Source organism: Algoriphagus sp. NBT04N3 (assembly GCF_019443765.1).
Classification (GTDB): domain Bacteria; phylum Bacteroidota; class Bacteroidia; order Cytophagales; family Cyclobacteriaceae; genus Algoriphagus; species Algoriphagus ornithinivorans.
On sequence record NZ_CP048415.1, the window covers coordinates 1381276 to 1399561 of the forward strand.

Genomic DNA, 18286 nt, shown 5'->3' on the forward strand with positions numbered 1-18286 from the left:
AACCAAATCCTTAAATCACGAAATTTGGATCTTTATAAGACGGATTGGGATATTTATAGAATCCTTCCCCTGTTTTCTCACCCAGTTTCCCTTGATCGATATAAGTTTTATGGTGTGCTGCGAATGCTTTAGATGCTGAATCTTCTCTGGATTTGGTCACATGCCAAGCTGTATCCAATCCAATACTATCCAAAATCCCAAAAGGCCCCATTGGCATGTGGAAATTGACCATCCAAGATTTGTCGATATCCTCTACAGAGGCTACTTCTCCCGTTAATAGCTTACCGGCTGCACCTATCAAGGCTAATAGCATGGTATTAAAAATGTACCCAGGATTTTCTTTTTTCACTAAAACTGGAACTTGATTCAAACTTTTTCCAAATTTCTCCAACAAAGGAATCAGACTTGGGTCAGTTCCGGGATGAGGCATGATGTCTACAACCCGAGAGTAGAAGACGTCATGAAAGTGTAAAGCACAAAATTTTGAAGGCTTACCCGAGATATCGGCAAACATGGAAGGAAGCAAATAGGATGTATTCGTAGTAAGGATGGTTTTTTCAGGTGCTAATTCACCAAACTGCTTCCATACCTTCTTTTTCAATTCAATGTCTTCTGTGACGCTTTCATTGATTAGATCTGCATCTTTTACAGCCTTTTCTGGATCTAAAGTAAAGTAGACCCTAGAAAGAATTTTTTCCTGATTTTCCTTCAGATAAGCTCCTTTATCGAGTTGTGCCAATATCTTTTTCATTGTTTCAAATGAAAAATCAAGTGCTTTATCTGTAATGTCAAAAATCGAAACCTGATACCCTGAAATAGCTGCCTGTAATGCTACTCGGGATCCTAAAGTTCCTGCTCCAAGAATACAAACGTTTTGGATTTCCATATTAAATAGTTTCTGTGATGATACTGTTTTTAGCTTTCTTTCCTGCGGCTTTTACTACTTCAATCAAAACTGCAAATCGAGGGTCAGCAGCCTGTCCTAACTTATATCTTTTATAAATCTGCTGTGCAATTACTCCTACCTTAAAGAGCCCAAAAACGTAATAAAAAAGGATATTGCTCAGATCAAGTCCGCTGTGTAAATCATAATAGGAGATAACTTCCTTTCTCGTGAAGTTTCCGGGAAGATGAGTCAGGTTAAACATCTTGAGGATTTCAGGATCATCTGATTCTGCCCAATAAGCCAAACTTGTCCCCAAGTCCATCAATGGATCTCCTACAGTTGCCATTTCCCAATCCAAAAGAGCCTTGATTTCAGTGATATTATTCTGGTCTAAGACCAGATTATCATACTTAAAATCATTGTGGATGAAGCCGACATTTTCTTGATCGGGGATATTTAATTTCAACCATTCTGAGGTTTTTTCCATTTCTGGAATCACCTCTGTCGCTGCGCGGGAATAACGGTCCGCCCAACCCAAAACTTGCCTATTGACATATCCTTCCGGCTTTCCGAGATTAATAAGACCAGATCGATTCAGCTCCAAATGATGAAGCTCTAAAAGGGTATCTAAGGTGTGTTTGGATAGATTTTGGAAATCAGACTCAGTGATTTGAACTCCTTGGGGAATTTTATTTCTCAAGACAATACCCTCCACAAATTCCATCATGAAGAATGGCGATCCTAAAACCGTCTCATCTTCAAAAAGTAAAACTGGTTTGGGACTTTTAGAGTATCCTGCTCGTTGTAATGCTTCCAATACATTGCTTTCCCTGACCATGTCATGGGCACTACTGATTTGATAACCAAAGGGTGGTCGTCTCAGTGCATAGCGATGGGTGGGGGTTTGTACCAGGAAAGTGAGATTCGAAAAACCTCCAGATAGAGCTTTGATTTCTATGGTGGAAGGATCCCAATCGAACTTTTCATGCAACAAGTCCTTGAGTTTATCAAATTCTAGCTCTTTCATTTGCGCTGGTAGTTTTTCAAAATACTTCTTGCCAGAGAGGATTTATGCACCTCATCCGGTCCATCGTAAATTCTGGCTCCTCTTTCATGTCGGTACCAAAAAGAAAGTAGCGTATCATCGGTGACACCCAATGCTCCATGTACCTGAATAGCTCGGTCTATTACTTTCATCAATACATCGGCTACAAAAAATTTGATAGTAGAAATCTCCTCCTTGGCAGCTTTGGCTCCTTGCTCTTTCATTTTTCGGGCAGTATCCAGCACCATCAATCTGCTCGCATTGATTTCAGCTCTACTTTCCGCTATCCAATTTTGAATGGTTTGCTTTTCTGCAAGACTTTTGCCCGGTGACAGCTCTCTATCAACTGCTCTCTGACACATCATAGAAAATACGCGTTCACAAATGCCTATCCATCTCATGCAATGATGAATTCTGCCAGGCCCCAATCTTTCCTGCGCAAGCACAAAACCTTGGCCTTCCTCCCCAATCAAATGAGTTGCATGAACTTTGCAATCTGTGAATTTTACTTCGGCATGGGAAAAATAATCTTCTCCAGTTTCTCCCATAATAGGGATGTTTCGTACTAATTGATAACCAGGATTATCTAAAGGAACGATCACCATACTTGCCTTTTGGTAAGGTGAATTTGCTTCCGGATTGGTTACAGCCATGACTATCGTAAATGATGCCCCATCCGCAGCCGTGGTAAACCATTTGTGACCATTGATGATATAATGATCTCCTTCTCTTTTAGCTACTGTGCTTAGATTGACAGGATTACTGCCTGCATTTTCCGGCTCTGTCATCGCAAAGCAACTTCTGATTTCTCCTTTTTGTAAAGGTTTTAAAAACTTTTCCTTCTGGAAATCAGAGCCAAATAAATGCAACAGCTCCATGTTCCCTATATCCGGAGCATTGCAATTAAAAACGTAATGTCCTAGCGGGCTTTGACCCAGAATTTCTGACACATGGGCAAATTCCAAAAGACTCAACCCTAAGCCTCCTTCTTTTTCAGATAGATGAGGCGCAAATAAGCCGAGCTTTTTTGCCTTTTCTCTCAAGGCATTTAATTGAGGTAGGTAAGACTTAAAAGGTCCTTGGACAACTTTCAAATCAATAGGAAATAGCTCTTGCTTTACAAAGTCCCGGTATTGATTTAAAATGCCAGCAAGATCGGTTTTGGGTTTATTTTTCGAATCAATCATACATTAAATAGTAAATCCTCCATCAGCCGTAAAAACTCCTCCTGTTGTGTAGGATGAAGCCGAGGAAGCTAAAAACAAGGCCATTGCTCCGATTTCTTCACTGGTACCGGCTCGCTTGATTGCGAGCTGTTTCATCACCACGGACATGATTTTATCATTAGTCCAAAGCGCCTCTGAAAACTTCGTTTGGATTAATCCTGGGCAAATGGCATTTACTCTGATTTTGGCATCTCCCCATTCCTTTGCATATACTTTAGTTAGCGAGATTAAGGCAGATTTGCTGACAGAATAAATACCTAATCCGTGTTCTGGCGAAATGCCTCCAATAGAGCTGATGTTGATTACTGATGCTTGTGCTGATTTTCGGAGATGTGGAAAACAAAGCCTTGTAAGCTCAAAAGGAGCTTTGACGTTCACATCCATGATTTTATCAAATGCTTCCAGGCTCGTTTCATGCACTGGGCCAAAGACTGGATTGGAAGCAGCGTTATTGACCAGAATATCAATTTGACCATATTTCTCCACTGTTTTTTCCACCAATTGAGGAAGCTCTTCCATATTCCCCACATTACAGGCTATTCCAGTAGCCTCATAGCCACGTGATTTAAGATGATTGGCCATTTCATCCAATGCTTCTTGCTTTCTACTGCTAATGACCACTTTTGCACCTGCTGCTGCAAATATTTCGGCAATTGCCAATCCAATCCCTTTGGATGCTCCAGTTATCAGAGCTACTTTGTTGTCTAATGAAAAAACGCTTGATAAATCCATTGAAAGTTTATTTTTTATCTCTTGTTCAAGATAGAAAAAAATCAAGCGGTAGGTAAGTCTATGTACTAATATATTTCTAGTTTTATTTTGCTTAAATTGGCAAGTAGCTCTTTTAAAATCGAAACAATGTCAGCTAACTATTTATTATTTAAAAGCAAATAGCTGTGAAACTGAATTTATAGATTGGTTTCGATGATAGGCATTACTACCAAAAAATAAATATTTTAAATGGATATCCGCTTTCTTACCAGTATTGAAAAAATACGGCTTATTGTCTGCTGAAAGGATCAGAATCCGGAAGCTTCGCCTGCCTGCCGCGGCTGGGTCTTCCCTGTCTGCCGGTAGGCAGAGGTCATCGGTCGCCTGTACTGAGCGAAGTCGAAGTATCCAACCAGCCAAGCAATGAAAATAAGGCACCTGGCATGATTGCGGATAATCAGAACATTTTAAGACTATTCATATCAACTAAAACTCCATGAAAGAAGTAATTTTTGAAAAAACCGGTCTTCCATCAGAAGTCCTTGAACTGAAAGAATCTCCAATGCCTCAGCCTAAAGAAGGCCAAGTGTTGATTAAAGTCACTGCCAGGAATATCAACCCATCGGATATCATGTTTATCAGAGGGATGTATGGAATCGCTCCGGTATTACCAAGCAGTGCTGGATTTGAAGCAGCAGGAGTAGTAGAAAAAGGAGATGCCGGAGGAATTTTGAAAGAAGGTACCAGAGTAATGTTTTCCGCAATCGGTACTTGGAAAGAATATGTTTGTGTTCCTGCTTCTCTAGCGATCCCAATTCCAGAGGGTATGCCAGATGAGGTGGCCTGTCAGGCTTTTGTTAATCCTATGACGGCTTATGGAATGCTGGAGAAATCAGGCCTGAAAGAAGGTGACTGGTTGCTGATCACAGCAGGAGCTTCTGCATTCGGGAAGTTTGCGCTTCAGATGGCCAAGGAAAGAGGAATCAAGGTGGCTGCCACTGTAAGACATGATGACCAAATCGAGTATTTGGAAAAAATGGGTGCAGATTTAGTGATCAATTCTGAAAAAGAAAAGATACAAAAAGTATTGCCGGAAAAAACCGATGGCGGTGTCCATGTGGTATTCGATGCGGTAGGAGGGACCTTGGGAGCTAAAGCACTAGCTTCACTTCGCCCTAAAGGGAAAATGATGGTTTTTGGGGCATTGAGTTTGGAAAATATGCCTGTTAACAGCGGTTTGATGATTTTCAATAACCTTCAAATTGAGGCATTTTGGTTGAGTACTTGGATGGATGAAACTGATCCAAAGACTAGAGGTCAGGCCTTTTTGAAAGTTTTTGGCTTTTTGATGAAAGATGATTCCAAAATTGATATCGCAGGAAAATTCCCTTTGGCAGCATTCAAAGAGGCTCTGAATTCCTACGAAATGCCCGGTAGAAACGGAAAAATTCTCTTAGTGAGTTAATTTCTCGCAAATCATTCTTTATAAAAAAAGGGAATGGCCATCTTTGTACTTTGAAAACTAAAACAAAAAGACAGAACGTAATGAATTGGGACAAGCTGGATAAAGAGCTAACCGAAATTGTTGAAAAAAGAAATCAACTCGCGCAGATGGATTATAATCATGAGGATTACGATGATCTTGAAGAGGAGATCCATGACTTGGAGGATGATTTCAATGAGGATTATGAGACAGTTTTAGAAAAAGAATTAGAGAAAATTTACTCCGTGTTGAAATCGGATACTGATATTCTTCTTCCTACGGCTTATATCGCTAATAAATACAAGCCCTTATTACCGGATGCCAATGGTATAATCAGTTATGAAGTAGGAGGTCAAGAAGGTGTTCCAATTGAATCGGATCAATTTGACAGGCAGGATGTAAGGATTGTGCTAGTTCCTAATCCAGCTAGGTTCGTGATGCTGATCAATGGAAGGCAATTGAAGGATCTTTGGAGAAGCCGTTAAAATAATCTGATTATCCGCAATCTTGCCTATTACCATATTTTCTTTGCTTGACCGATTGGAAGACCGATGACCGATGACCGAAGCTTCCGGATTCTGATCCTCTGGGCTAATATTAGGCCAAATAAATCTTATTACTGGTAAGAAAGCGGATGTTCATAGAAAATTAAAATGCTGTCTAAAAAGTGCAATTTGTCACATTGAAAGTCCAGTCAATCGTACAGGGTCGTAATGTAGGTCAAAACGATAGAAATGACCTTAGATTCAGCTGCTTTTTAAAACAAATTAAAATCCGAAATTTTACTTATTTCGGATTTTTTTTATTGTGGAAAGTAGGTTTAGATAACTAAAAATCCTGCTTCTTCAATTAATCATTTTCTTTTTTCTCTTTGTTCTTTTGCCTTGAAGCAAAAGAACCAATCCCGACAGCTGTACGGGACAAGACAGGGCAAAAACGAAAGTTTTTGAGCCAGAAAGAGCGCTAGGAAGCTCCAACCCTGCCGTTGGCAGGCAGGCGCACGAGGCCGGACGCTGGCCCGCTGCTGCGTCAGCCCACCGCGCCCTCACTATAAAGTTTTTTCTAAAAGGAATGGTTTTCTGTTGCAAAAGAATAATTGACGAATCTTTTTTGGATGATCCTGTCATATCATTTTTTTGTTTGTCCGAAGAATGTTTAGGACTCAGGCTGACATTAGAGCTATTAATGAGACAGCCTCTTATTTTTTATCTAAACCCTAATTTTTCCCTCACTTGGTTGAGTAACTTTTCCCCTACCTGCCTGGCCTTTTCTTCGCCAGCTGCCAGCTTTTCTTCAATTTCTTTAGGGTTTGACATGTAAAAGTCAAAGGCCTTTCTTTCCTCAGCATACTTGGTCAGGATCAATTCAAAAAATTCCTTTTTGGCATGTCCGTAGCCATAGTTTCCCCCCTGATATTTTGCTCTCATTTCTTGAGTCTGGGTTTCTGAAGCTATAAGGCTATATAACTTGTATACATTACAGGTATCGGGATCCTTAGGCTCTTCCAAAGGGGTACTGTCAGTGACAATCGTATTGACCACCTTTTTCAACTGCTTTTCAGGAAGGAAAATGTCGATGTAGTTATTGTAAGATTTGGACATTTTCTGTCCATCCGTTCCAGGGATAGTTTTTACTGATTCTGAAATTCTTGCCTCAGGAATGGTCAAAAGATCTTCTCCAATAATCCTGTTGAATGTAGAAGCAATATCTCGGGTCATCTCAAGATGCTGCATTTGATCTTTCCCAACGGGCACCAAATCGGCAGAATACAATAATATATCCGCTGCCATCAAAACAGGATAGGTAAAGAGACCGGCATTTACATCAGCCAATCGCTCCGATTTATCCTTGAAGCTATGTGCATTGGCAAGCATAGGGAAAGGAGTAAAGCAGTTCAAGTACCAAGTGAGTTCTGCCACTTCAGGCCTTCTTGATTGTCTGTAGAAAACTGTCTTTGAAATATCCAGGCCAAAAGCTAACCAAGCGGCGGCCACTGCCAAAGTATTCTGCTTGCGGAGCTCGCTGTCCTTGGAACTGGTTAAAGAATGAAAATCTGCAATAAAAATGTATGATTCTTCCTGGTTTTCCTTCGCTAGTTGGATTGCAGGAACGATTGCCCCAAGAATATTTCCCAAATGGGGTCTTCCACTACTTTGTATTCCTGTCAGTACTCTTGCCATTGGTCTAATTTTGGCGCAAAATAAGTAAAACAGCCTACAATTCGGTTGGATTTATACGTTATTTGTTGGTATGAATACGAATATAAAAACCCTTTTCAGCTGCCTGATTTTCATTTTTGGGTCACAAATTGGTAAGGCTCAGACACCTAAATTAATTTGGGAGATCAATAAAATTGATTTGGGTACTATTCTGGAAGAGCAAGGTCCTGTGACTGCAGAGTTTAAATTCACTCATACCCAGGATTCGATTTTTGTAATTGAAAAAGTATATACCGATTGTGGATGTACCACCGTCGACTTTACTCAGGATAGTTTGAAAGTAGGGGAAAAGGGTTCTGTGATTGTTTCTTTGGATCCCAGTTCTGCAGCAGGCTTTTTCTCCAGAATGATTGTAGTAAAAGGCAATCTTGCCGGAACTTCGGACACACTTTTTATTGAGGGAACAGCTATCCCGTATCCTCAGAATCCCGAACTTGAATATCCCAAAAAACAACAAGGAGTAGGCTTTAGACTCGATAAAGTCAATATGGGGGATGTTTTTACAAACGAGCCAAAAATCAAAGAGATTGAGTTTTATAACTTTTCCAAAAAAACGCTGAATAGCAAACAGTTTCAGTATAAAGGCCCGGAGCATATTCAGCTTTCTATGGAATATGATTCTGTGAGGTCCAATGAAAGGGGTATTTTGAAACTGGCCTATTATGGTGACAAGAAAAATGATTTAGGTTTTTTTGAAGATCAATTTCAGTTTTCCTTCAGAGATGGAGAGGAAATCAGCTTGGAAATTATTGCCAATATATTCGAATACTTCCCTCCATTCTCCAGAGAGGAGCTAGGCAGTGTAGCTAATTTATCCATTAGCCCTGTGGAAATTGATCTGAAAGAAATTCCTGCTAATGAAATTTTGAACAAAACAGTGAGCCTCACAAACAAGGGAAAAGAAATTTTGGAAATAAGAAAGGTACAGGGTAATTGTAATTGCTTAACTTTAAGTTTACCAAAAACTCAGATTAATCCCGGGGAGACCGTTGAATTACAAATTACCTTTGATCCTAAAGGACGAAAAGGAATAGATCAAAGGAATATTTACATTTTCAGCAATGATCCCTTAAACCCTGTTCAATCATTGATACTTAAATCGAGGGTTAAATAGGAGAGATTCTGAGTGGGTTTTTAATTAAATTCTGCGCTATGAAACCGCTTAGATTTTTATTTTTCCTGGCTTTCTTAATCTTTTCAGGCTCTTTTGTCAGAGTTGCAGAACCTACATTCCGTGTAAAACCCTACTTGCAGGTTTTCCAGGATGGAAAAGTTCAGATATCCTGGTTTACCAGTTCCAATACGGCCTCTGAATTCAAGGTTTTTGATAATCAGGGAACCCTGATTTTGAGTCAAACAATCAACGGGGAAGAGGTACCGGAAATTTTTTACACCAGCCAAGAATTAAACCAAAGTATCGATGGCTTGGATAAGGGAAGTTGGCTTTATCAGGCTCAGGTATTTAGGTTTAGAGTTCAGCTAACCAACCTCAAGACAAATCATACCTATCGTTACCAAGTTATTCGTAACGGAGCCGTATTTGAGTCAAATTTTACCACAGCGCCAGATAAAAGTAATTGGGAAAATATTCGATTTATAGCATTATCCGATAGCGAAACAGAGCCACTGGGTAGAGTCAATAGAAGAGCGTGGTTTCCAAGAGACTTGAGTTATAGACCTTCCGCAAATTCCAGTAAATGGAAGGATAAGTTTGGAGTAACTGTAGAACAGGGAATACCCATCCTTAACTATGCCTTAACTGAAAAAGAAGGCTATGCCCAAAATCTGAAAATCATCAATTCCAGAAACCCAAACTTCATTGTGATGCCGGGTGACTTGGTTCAGGGAGGAGGATACCAGCCAGCTTGGGATGAATTTTGGAGACATAATGCAGGGGATTTTGATCAGGGTTTGAGTAAATATCCCATCATTCCGGCTTTGGGTAATTGGGAAAATTTTGGTGGAATCAGTGGGGGATATGGGAATAATGAAAATGGTCAGTTTGCTCCAGTGGTGGGAAGAAAACGCTTTCATGCCTATTTTGAAACACCTTCATCTGATCCCTTACAAAAGCATAGACAGAGCTATTACAGAGTTGATTATGGTCCCATAACAATTTTAACGCTAGATTCCTCCAATGGTACACCTGATCAAAGCCGCAGTGATTTTCCTGAGAATTCCAGACTGAAAAACCAGGAATATACTGTGGATGGAACAGATACCCAAGAAAACTTTACAGCTGCACAATATGCAGCAGCAGGAGGAACGGATTTGAGTGGTTTTGGTCCGGGTTCGGATCAGTATGCTTGGTTAGAGGCAAATCTGAAAAGCGCAAAAGAAGCCGGCCAGTTGATTTTTGTGCAATTTCATCATATTCCTTTTAGTTCGGGTGAGCATGGTGTTCCTATGAATCATGAATTGGCTACCGGTCAGGGAGGAACTCCCCTAAGAGTATTGCATCCACTTTTTGAAGCCAATGGAGTAATAGCCGTTTTGGCTGGACATGATGAGCTATTTGAGAGAAGCCTGGTAGATTTGGACGGGGATGGAAAAGGTGTCTTGTACTATGATGTAGGAGTTGCGGGTGATGGAATGCGGGGAGAAAAGCGAAACTGGCTCAGAAATCCGCTAGAGCTACTCAATTATAATCCTTATAAAAAATGGACAGCTGATCAGAATGAACCCGAGCAATGGGACACTTCCGGATCTACTCCTCTTTTAAAAGATGGGGGGAAACACTACGGACATTTGGAAGTCAATCTGAAAAAGATCCAAGACGGAGGAAAGACATTCGCCCAGATTGACTTTGATCCTGTTTATGCATTTCCTGTGCTGAATAGCAATTATGACCTTGAAAAGGTAGAGCGAAGAGTCTATGGGGATTCTTTTAGAGTGATGGTTGAACTTTCCCAAACCAGCGAAGTGATTGCTCCTCAATTCAAGGAGAAAATTACTGTTGAGTTAAATGAGAACGGAATTGCAAATACCAAAGCCCAGGACTATTTCAACAACACCATTCAAGCTAATTGGACAATTACCTTTTCTAGAGATATCAACTTTTCCTGTGCCGATTTGGCTGGGAGCGAGGTGGAAATCCAAGTAAAGGATGATAAAGGAAATACCTGGACCAAAGTGGTGCTTGTCACCATGCTGGATAAAATTCCGCCAAAATTGGTTGGTAAAACACCGACCCAAAAATTGGATTTGATTTTGGGCAAACTGGAATTAAAACCAGAAGACTTCCTAGCCTCGGCTTTCGATAATTGTGGTGAGATCAGATACGAATTAAGCAAGCAGAACTTTACCTGTGAGGATATTGGAAAGAAGCATGTGGTGAAAATTTTCGGCATTGACTCATCAGGGAATCAGTCTTTTATTGAGGTGGAATTCGAACTTCAATCTTTCCAGTCTAAGGAATTGTCTATTAGTCCTGCTTCAGGAACTCAAATTCCTTTTGGCCAGCAAAAGTTGGTGACTTTGGGCAATGAATTTGATTACGAGGTCTTGGGGTGGTACTACAATGAGGAGGTGATAGCAAATCAATTTGGAAAAAGTATAGAAGTATCTAAGCCAGGTCAGTATTTCGCCAAAGTAAAACCCTTGCCTAATGGATGCCCTGTTTTCAGTAAGAAAACAAGTCTAACTCAGGGCGATGATCCATTTGCAGGGATTAAAAAAGAAATCATCCTGATTTTAAATCCCAATGGAATTGCAGAGCTAGGCCCTAAATCCCTATTTGATAATTGGAATGCTGAACTTGAAAAATACACTTACATTTTTTCAAAAAATCGGTTCACCTGTGAAAACATAGGGACGAATGAAGTCAAATTGGAGATCAAATCAGGAAATGATCTAGTTGCTGAGTATACGATCATCGTTCTTGTCAAAGATACGCTAGCTCCGGTTTTAACAGTCAAGGAATCATTCCAATTGGAGATTAAACTGGAAACAGGAAAAGGGGTATTGCAAGCATCTGATTTAGTCATTGAAGCTAGAGATATATGCTCCATCAGTTCTTTGACCTTAAGTAGATCGGAGTTTGGTTGCGAGGATATTGGGAAAACCATTCCAGTGAAAGTAACTGCAAAAGATCCTTCCGGCAATATCAAAGAAGCTACCACTCAGGTGAAGGTAGTGGGAGTAGAAACCGCTAGACCAAAGGTGGTGGGAAATCAAGCACTTTGTGCAGGAGCAACTGGTGTTTTGGAGATTGAAAGTACACAGGATTTTGAGGTGGTAAAGTGGTTTAGAAACGGTCAGGAAATAGTCGGCGAGAAAGGTAAAAAGCTTGAAATCAAAGAAGGAGGGAAGTATCAAGCAGTAATTCGATATATCGGTGCTTGTCTATCGGAAAGTTTGCCTTTAGAGGTGAGCCTAAAAGAAAATCCTGGTGGTGAGATTAAAGTGGATGGAGATATCCTGAGAACTCCGGAGGGAATGGCTTCCTATCAATGGTTTAAGGATGGGGAAAAAATTGCTGGCGCTACCCAAAGAGAGCTGAAAGTTACTGCGATGGGTACTTATAAAGTTCAGGTTACCAATGAGGCAGGTTGCACAGCGATGTTGAAAGAAGTTGTCATGACGATAGCAGGCTTGCCTTTAGGGAAGTTGTTAGTGCAAAACCTGAAAGTTTATCCCAATCCAGCTAAGAACCATGTAAAATTGATGGCAGAAGGTGAATGGGAGCTAGACTCCAAGACTGTTTCTATTTTCGATCTTTCAGGAAAAAATGTAAGTCAGCAAATTATTCTAGTAAGCGCTAATTTGAGTGAAATTAGCTTAGATGTAAGCCTACTGCCTTCAGGCACTTATACGATTATGGTTTTCAGTATTGATCAAAAAGTTTTGATAGGTAAATTGATCAAGTTGGATTGAAAAAAATAAGGCTGTCTGTGAGCAGAGAGATTTTGTTAAGCTGCTTTTCCGTCTAATTTTCCTCAATTCCTGACCCAAAAAATTAAAAAATGAGGCTGTCTCATAAATAGTTTTCACATTTAGAGATATTCGATTTTGCGCAATAGAGGCCGATTTTTGATTTTCGGCCTCTATTTTTTTGACCGGGGTTCACATGAGTTGTTTTTTAGGGTCATGGATGGATACTGTGCTCCACTTGCTTTTGTCTTTGTTTTGGGATGAAAAAATGGACATTTAAGGCTGTTCATCCCGCCTTTTTGGCCAGGTTGTGGGCAATGGCCAGAAGGCCTGTTTCAACGGCCACTTTTGCGCTACCGCGGAGCATGAAACGGCTTCTGCCCTTGTTGTATTTGAAGTGTCCGAAGACCGGTTCGACATCGATGGCCCGTTGCTTTCTTTTCTGAATACCTCGCTCTGAGGTTAGCCGTTCCTTTGCTTTGGCTTTCTGTTGCTGGAGTCTTGTGTTGACCTTGATGACTTTGTTTCCCTCCCCGGGATGGCAAGCTGCGGAGAGTGGACAGCCGGAACAGTTTTTAGCCTGATAGTGGCGATAGTGTTGAACGAATCCGGTTGATGTTTTACCGGGCTTTTCCCGCTCTTTTCCATGGGCTGTCCCATGGGGCAGATGTAGCGGTCGTTTTGCGGGTCGTAATGGAGGTTGTCGAGTAGTCCGTAGACTTTCTTTGCTTTGGATTCCTGTTGAAGTTCTTTGTGGAAATAGTTGTACTTGACGAAGGCTTCGATCTGGTTTTCCTCCAGGAAGCAGTAGTTTTCCTCACTGCCGTATCCCGCATCGGCTGTGTAGCTGGATGGATAGAAACCGTAGAGCTGACAGTATTTTTCCAGATGAGGTTTGAGGGTCAGCGTATCGGTGGGATTGGGATGCAGGGTAGTTGACCACAAACTGTCCGTGGGTACTGAGCTGAAGGTTGTAGGCGGGCTTGAGCTGTCCGTTTTTCATGTGGTCTTCCTTCATCCGCATGAAGGTGGCATCGGATCGGTTTTGGAGTAGCTGTTGCGTCCTGCCAGGATCTGTTCTTTTTGGTCATATTCTTCCAGTTTGGCCGGCCAGTGCTTTTTGGCGTAGTTTAGTTTCTGCTTCACTTTTTTGTCCACAGGCTTGTCCTGCAGGGCCCGGTTGATCTTGTCCACGGTCTGAGACACTTTCTCCGGACTGGGGTTGATAAAGTCGGGCTCTTCGGCTCCCAGCTCCCGGGCGGCTACCGAACCTGCGTATTCCCAGAGTTCCTGGAGCTGTTTGCTGATCCGCTCCTTGTTCTTTTTGATCGCCTTACCCCAGACAAACGTGTAACGGTTGGCATTGGCCTCTATCTTGGTACCGTCGGTATAGACCTCCTTGATATCCAGAAGGCCTTCTTGATGAAGCAGCAGTACCACTTTGGAGAATATATCGCCGATCACCGGCTTGAGCCGTTCGGAACGAAAGCGGTTGATCGTGTGGTGGTCGGGACGCTGCATCCCCGAAAGCCACATGTACACGATGTTTTCCCGGGTAGCCTTCTCCAGCTTACGGGACGAAAAGCAATTTTCAAGATAGCCATAAACCAAAATCTTCAGCAGCATCCGGGGATGGTAGCTGCTGGCACCGTTTTGCCAATAATAGGCATACACCGAGGAAAGATCGATCTGATCCATCACCGAATTAACGGTTCGGGCTGGATGATGGGCTGGAATTAATTCTTCCAAACTCGGAGGAAGAAGCATCAGCTGGTTGGGAGAATAGTCTTTAAAGACTATATTCGTGTCTTGTTTTTGCACACCTCAAAATACCTATTTTGAGTTAAACAAGAAAGGCTAGCCGAGAAATCAGCTAGCCTATTAAACTATCTACTTTTGAGACAGCCTCATAGAATTTTAGTTTGAAATGTTTTTCTTTGAGAAGAGCCAAGGGGAAAAGGAGGTTTTTTGGAGTCAAGACCCTTGGATAAATTGATAAAAGTCACTTCGCATTGAGGATATTTACTAGTTGTCCACAATTTGAAAAAAGAAAGTAATGCCTAAAAGAGTCTCAAAAGATATAATCGAACACACTGACGATGATGGAAAGCTTGTCTATAAGATTGACAAGAAAAAAAAGACTATTCATTACTTCGTTAAAAAGGATCCTAAAAGAACAAGCTTTGAATTTTCAGAAATATTTTTTGACGGTTTCGATAAACTTCCCACGGGCTTTTATTCTAATGGCTTCGGTATAACGTCAGGTGGATACTTATTGAGAGACAAGCTATACAATAAGTTTGGCGAAGACTTCACTTTGCAAATTTCATCCAAATCAGAATCGAAAATTCTAAAGCGTGGTAAGAACCATTTGGTTATTCTCAATATTGATGACCTGCAAACTTTTCAAAATCGAATTCGAGAAATCAAAAAGGATAAGAATGAAGAAAACCAAATTGCCGCAGATTTTTACATGAATAGATTCTTCTCAAAGCATTTTGAAGAAACCGAAGAGATTGATGAAAGTCTTTATCAAGAAAATCAGATTGCAGGAATTCTCCGAAAAGTAGATTTATTAGAAAACCTTTCAAAAGAAGATGCTGAAGCTCTTGTCAAGTTTTACCCCGATTTCCTCGAAGTGGCAGGAAGCAAACTAAAGGGTAAAAAGAAATTAATTCAGATTTCAAAAAACAAGACTGAAACTGAAATAATCTACCTCGAATCGATTATCACAGAATTTGAAAAGAAACTAAGTCAAAATCTCGTTGAGCATAAATGGCAAGAATTTCTTAGAGAGTATATTTTGTTATTTAATACCAACTACTCCACATTCATTGAAAAAGCCAGTATCAGTTTAGCGGGAAAATATCCTGACTTTATGCTTATTGACGTTTACAACTTCTTGGATATTTATGAAATTAAAAAACCGACCACCAATCTATTAAAGCATGATGCAAGTAGGGATAATTATTATTGGGACACAGAATTATCAAAAGCTATTTCCCAAGTAGAAAATTACATTGATGAAATCAGTAAAAATTCTCTCAGCTTTAGAGACCTGATAAAAAAGAAGAAAGGAATAGATATTCGAGTAATCAAGCCAAGAGCTTTCATTATTGCAGGACATAGCAATCAACTTGATAATGTTACCAAGGAAGAGAATTTTAGATTATTAAATACTTCACTAAAAAACATTGAAGTAATTCTTTATGATGACTTATTGTCCAGCTTAAAGAATTTCTTAAATCGACTGAAAGAAAAATAAAAACTGTGGCCAACGCTTATTGCGGGTGAACGGCTGCCAGCAAGGGTTTCGCTTCGTAGCCAGTTTTGGTTTCGGCAGACAGGAAAGTGCTTCGAAATCGCTACAAGCCATATCCAAACCGTTCTTTCCCCCCTCAGCCATAGAAAAGCTAAAAAATGAATAAAAAAGACCTTTCAGAAAGAGATATCTGTACCAAGTTTATCACACCAGCTTTGGAAAAAGCAGGGTGGGATAAGACTACTCAACTTTTAGAGGAAGTGTCTTTTACGGCTGGTAAAATCTATGTGAGAGGGAAACTTACTGCCAGAGGGACAAGAAAGCGGGCTGATTATATTCTTTATTATAAGCCAAATATTCCAATTGCGATTGTTGAAGCGAAAGACAACAGGCATTCAGTCAGAGCAGGAATGCAACAGGCATTGGACTATGCTCAAATTTTAGACATCCCCTGTGTTTTTAGCAGTAATGGTGATGGATTTATATTTCATGATCGAACAGCAACAGATGATAATCTTGAAACAGAGTTAGGAATAGATAGCTTTCCATCGCCTGAGGAACTTTGGCAGAAATACAAGAAGTACAAGGGTATTGAATCTTCTGAGGCTGAAAAAGTAGTCGCCCAGGATTATTACTTTGATGGAAGTGGAAGGAATCCAAGATACTATCAACAGATTGCGGTAAATAGAACAGTAGAAGCAATTGCTAAGGGTCAAGACAGGATACTTTTGGTAATGGCTACGGGTACAGGTAAAACCTACACGGCCTTTCAAATCATTCATAGACTTTGGAAAAGCGGGGCTAAAAAGAGAATTCTGTTTTTAGCAGATCGAAATGCACTGATTGACCAAACAAGGAGAGGAGATTTTAAACATTTCAAGGATAAAATGACGGTAGTCAAGCACCGAATGATTGATAAGTCCTATGAAGTGTATTTGGCGCTTTATCAAGGGCTTTCCGGTGCCGATGAGGAATCAAATGCGTATAAGCAATTCTCTCCCGAATTCTTCGACCTAATTGTAATAGACGAGTGCCACAGGGGAAGTGCAAAGGAAGACAGTGCATGGCGGGAAATATTGACCTATTTCAAAAAGGCAACTCATATCGGTCTGACTGCGACTCCAAAAGAAACGAGTGAAGTTTCTAACAGTGAATATTTTGGTGAGCCTCTTTATACCTATTCGCTAAAACAGGGGATTGATGATGGTTTTTTAGCTCCATACCGAGTGGTCAGAGTTAATTTAAATGTCGATGCGGAAGGATGGAGACCCGAGAGGGGGAAAAAAGACAAAGATGGCAATGAAGTAGAAGACCGCATTTACAATAGAAAAGACTTTGACAGGAATTTGGTCATTGAAGAAAGAACCCAAGCAGTTGCAAGAAAACTGACAGAGTTTTTGAAAGGGTATGACAGATTTGCCAAGACGATTGTTTTTTGCACCGATATCGATCACGCTGAGAGAATGCGCTCTGCTTTGTCCAATCTAAATGCAGATTTAGTGGCTAAAAATCACAAATATGTGATGCAGATTACTGGAGATAATGACGAAGGAAAACGGGAGTTAGATAATTTCATCAATCCTGAAGAAATCTATCCTGTAATAGCTACTACTTCCGAATTAATGACTACTGGAGTAGATGCCCAGACTTGTAAAGTCATTGTTTTGGATGCTGAAATCAAGTCTATGACCAAGTTCAAGCAGATTGTTGGCAGAGGTACCCGAATTAATGAGGAGTTTGGTAAAATGTATTTTACTATTCTCGACTTTCGAAATGTTACTGATCTCTTTGCCGATAAAGAATTTGATGGAGATCCGATCCGGGTGAAGCCTGTCTCTGAAAATACTGACCTAGTGGGAATAGTAGATGAAGAAGAAGAAATGGGCTTACCTATCGTTGATGAGGAAACTGGAGAGGAAATTCGTTTAGAGCCCGAAATTAGATACCCGACCCCTCAATCTCCTGCCCGTAAGGTGTTTGAAAAACGGGAGAAGGTATATGTCAATGGGGTAGATGTCTCTGTATTGATTAGCAGGGAGATGTATTTTGATAACGAGGGAAAGCCCATTACTACAAGCCTAAAGGATCATACCAAAGAACTCATCAAGGGCAAGTATGAATCATTGGAAGATTTTTTAACTCGATGGAATAGTACCGCCAAGAAAGAAGTAATCATCAAAGAACTGGAAGACCAAGGAGTGATGGTCGATGCTTTACGTGATGCTGTAAACAGAGAGGTCGATTTGTTTGATCTGATTTGTCATGTAGCATTTGAGCAACCACCGCTACACGGAAAGAAAGAGCCAACAATGTTAAAAAGCGTGATTACTTCACCAAATACGGCGAGCAGGCAAGAAGGGTATTGGAAGCACTCTTAGACAAGTATTCCGATGAAGGCATCACTAATTTGGAAAGCATGGATATCCTTCGGGTCAAACCTCTTGATCAGTTTGGTGGCCCTTTGGAGATCATAGGTCAGTTTGGAGGAAAGAAGCAATACCTCCAGGCCTTAAAAGAATTAGAACAGGAACTTTATAAAACGGGAGCATAATTTTGTACCAATGAGTATTCTTTTCTAATGG

General features: G+C 40.6%; 11 protein-coding genes and 2 pseudogenes. 6 read left to right on the forward strand and 7 right to left on the reverse strand.

The window, feature by feature from the left end:
- Window positions 1-10: 10 nt before the first annotated feature.
- From GYM62_RS05905 to GYM62_RS05920, 4 genes are read right to left on the reverse strand one after another with little or no spacing between them, the layout of a single operon-like run.
- Window positions 11-886, reverse strand: a complete 876-nt coding sequence (locus GYM62_RS05905; protein WP_219958718.1) for a 3-hydroxyacyl-CoA dehydrogenase — start codon at window positions 884-886, stop codon at window positions 11-13.
- A gap of 1 nt (window position 887) precedes the next feature.
- Window positions 888-1913, reverse strand: a complete 1026-nt coding sequence (locus GYM62_RS05910; protein ID WP_219958719.1) for a phosphotransferase family protein — start codon at window positions 1911-1913, stop codon at window positions 888-890.
- The gene (locus GYM62_RS05915; RefSeq protein ID WP_219958720.1) at window positions 1910-3118 is read right to left on the reverse strand and encodes an acyl-CoA dehydrogenase family protein; all 1209 of its coding nucleotides are present in this window, start codon (window positions 3116-3118) and stop codon (window positions 1910-1912) included. Before GYM62_RS05915 ends, GYM62_RS05910 begins: the two co-directional genes overlap by 4 nt.
- A gap of 3 nt (window positions 3119-3121) precedes the next feature.
- On the reverse strand, window positions 3122-3889 hold the full coding sequence (locus GYM62_RS05920; RefSeq protein WP_219958721.1) for an SDR family NAD(P)-dependent oxidoreductase: 768 nt from the start codon (window positions 3887-3889) through the stop codon (window positions 3122-3124).
- A 475-nt stretch (window positions 3890-4364) separates the two neighbouring features.
- Between GYM62_RS05920 and GYM62_RS05925 the strand changes: the two genes are divergently transcribed.
- Together GYM62_RS05925 and GYM62_RS05930 are read left to right on the forward strand one after the other, a co-directional pair.
- Window positions 4365-5333 carry a zinc-dependent alcohol dehydrogenase family protein gene (locus GYM62_RS05925; RefSeq protein WP_219958722.1) on the forward strand — a complete coding sequence of 323 codons (969 nt, stop codon included), beginning with the start codon at window positions 4365-4367 and terminating at the stop codon, window positions 5331-5333.
- An 80-nt stretch (window positions 5334-5413) separates the two neighbouring features.
- Window positions 5414-5836 (forward strand): hypothetical protein, encoded by a 423-nt coding sequence (locus GYM62_RS05930; protein ID WP_219958723.1) that lies wholly within the window; start codon window positions 5414-5416, stop codon window positions 5834-5836.
- A 360-nt stretch (window positions 5837-6196) separates the two neighbouring features.
- On the opposite strand, the gene GYM62_RS05935 is transcribed toward GYM62_RS05930, so the two are convergent.
- Window positions 6197-6478, reverse strand: a complete 282-nt coding sequence (locus tag GYM62_RS05935) for a hypothetical protein (protein ID WP_219958724.1) — start codon at window positions 6476-6478, stop codon at window positions 6197-6199.
- Between the two features lie 78 nt (window positions 6479-6556).
- Complete coding sequence (gene trpS, locus GYM62_RS05940) at window positions 6557-7531, reverse strand: tryptophan--tRNA ligase (RefSeq protein ID WP_091654022.1); 975 nt, start codon at window positions 7529-7531, stop codon at window positions 6557-6559.
- A gap of 70 nt (window positions 7532-7601) precedes the next feature.
- Between trpS and GYM62_RS05945 the strand changes: the two genes are divergently transcribed.
- Window positions 7602-8684, forward strand: coding sequence for a DUF1573 domain-containing protein (locus tag GYM62_RS05945; RefSeq protein ID WP_219958725.1), 1083 nt, complete (start codon window positions 7602-7604; stop codon window positions 8682-8684).
- Between the two features lie 38 nt (window positions 8685-8722).
- Window positions 8723-12445 (forward strand): T9SS type A sorting domain-containing protein, encoded by a 3723-nt coding sequence (locus tag GYM62_RS05950; protein WP_219958726.1) that lies wholly within the window; start codon window positions 8723-8725, stop codon window positions 12443-12445.
- Between the two features lie 283 nt (window positions 12446-12728).
- On the opposite strand, the pseudogene GYM62_RS05955 reads toward GYM62_RS05950, so the two are convergent.
- A pseudogene (locus GYM62_RS05955) lies at window positions 12729-14209 on the reverse strand (IS1182 family transposase).
- 289 nt (window positions 14210-14498) lie between these two features.
- Between GYM62_RS05955 and GYM62_RS05960 the strand changes: the two are divergent.
- Window positions 14499-15707, forward strand: a complete 1209-nt coding sequence (locus GYM62_RS05960; RefSeq protein ID WP_219958727.1) for a Shedu immune nuclease family protein — start codon at window positions 14499-14501, stop codon at window positions 15705-15707.
- Between the two features lie 155 nt (window positions 15708-15862).
- Window positions 15863-18255, forward strand: a pseudogene (gene hsdR, locus GYM62_RS05965) (EcoAI/FtnUII family type I restriction enzme subunit R).
- Window positions 18256-18286 lie beyond the last annotated feature (31 nt).